The organism is Aerococcus sp. L_32, from assembly GCF_050689315.1.
This window is the reverse complement of the sequence record NZ_JBOEQF010000406.1, coordinates 1-1,730: the sequence shown is the minus strand read 5'-3', so window position 1 is coordinate 1,730 and position 1,730 is coordinate 1. Positions and strand designations below refer to the sequence as shown.

The following is a 1,730-nucleotide window of genomic DNA, read 5'->3' as shown; positions in this document are numbered from 1 at the left end:
ATATAAAAAAGACCCACAAATCTATTCCTGAAATACCTTAGGATGGGCGTATGTGTAGGGAGGTACACACACGCCTATCCTAAGCTACTAATAAAATAGAAAATGCAGGTCTTGCCGGCCGAACCGTAACGAATCCAGTATTTTTCCGTAACTAGATATTATTTTATTTTTTTCTATTAGCTGAGTGACTAACGAGATTGCCAATATGTAGGATTAAATATAATAATTCCATGTCATTGACTTGCCAGCCCTTGGCTTCTAATAGGTATTCCTTAATTTTATCGGCTGCTTCTTTCTCTTTAGGATAGGAAATGAAGGCCAATTCAACCATTCGGTCATTTTTAACCGGTTGATCATTTTCTTGCTCTTGTCCCTGTCGTATTAAGTAGTATCGAATATGGGTAACAAATCGTTGAAAATATACAGAATTTTCATCGATATCAATATTCGTGGCAAACTGAACAATTCGAATAATATCATTGGTCAACTCCATCTGCTCATAAGCAGATTGGTTAGCCGTTCGGTCCAGTTGCGCGTTTACAAAATGTAGGGTGATTGCAGCGACTTCTGTTTGTGGAAAATTCGGTGACAATTTTTGTCGGACCAAGTCCACCGCCTCTTCAGCGATCGCATACTCTTTAGGGTAAATCCTCTTTATTTCCCATTGCATGGGATTCATCAAATTGGGATCTTGTTTTTGCTGATGAATCGCAAATAAGATATGATCGGTCAGTGTAAGGAAGAGATTCGGATTGAATGCCACATCCATCTTCTTTTTGAAAAGGGATACGATTTTATAAATCCAATATATTTCTTCTTCACTAGCATTTGTCATCACCATCAAAATGTGTTCGAGATCAACGTCTCCTTCAGGATAATAACGTTTTTCAATATTGTTGCCATCGATTGGATCGCCAACCTTGGCTTGGAAGCCTAACCCTTTTCCAATTAAAATCATTTCACGTCCGTCATCATCACTTGAAAACACGACATTATTATTAATTCTTTTTACGATTTTAAAACAAGTTTCCCCACATCCTCTCTTGATGTATTGATGAGAACAAGTCCTTATATACAAAAAAGACCAGAGCATAAAAGTATAGCTATTAGTCCCAAGACTAATCTGCGATAACTTTGATGCCTGGTCTTGCCGGCCGAGCCGTAACTAATCCAGTATACAGAGTACTTGTTCTTTATCTACTTGCAATATTACCCCTAATTGTAAGCGTTGTCAACCTATTTCGAAAACGTTTTCTAAATATTTTAATAAACGATAAATTCGGTTGACAAGAGCAGCATAGAACATTACTTACATTTTTATAACTAGATAACGTGCAAGTTCATTTGATATATATTCTTTTCATTGGCTACCTTTGAAACTCTGAGTCCGATTGTCTTCTGTCACATTTTAACAATAAAAAACACCCTCATCGCTTTGAGGGTGAAAAAGGAAAAAACAAAAATGAAAGGATGATGCAATCTATTAGAGGTCTAGATTGCCTCAAAAACATTATAGCATGGTTCAAATAAAAATGAAAGCCTTTTTATGAAACGTTTTCAACGTTGCTATTATAGGATTTCTCTATCATTTGTGACCTAGTGCGTCATTAGACTAAAAATTCATATAATGTCGGATTTTCAGATACCGAAATGTAATTGGCATCAAAATTCTTCAACCGGTCTAATAAACCGGGTAGGGTTTCGTAGTCACCCAATAGGATCCCAACAAG

Annotated in this window: 1 protein-coding gene; it reads right to left on the bottom strand. The window is 36.4% G+C overall.

Going from position 1 to position 1,730, the window contains the following annotated elements:
* Positions 1 to 163: 163 nt before the first annotated feature.
* Complete coding sequence (locus tag ACRCJ0_RS13410; protein ID WP_419971478.1) at positions 164 to 1,093, bottom strand: PRD domain-containing protein; 930 nt, start codon at positions 1,091 to 1,093, stop codon at positions 164 to 166.
* Between the last annotated feature and the right edge of the window lie 637 nt (positions 1,094 to 1,730).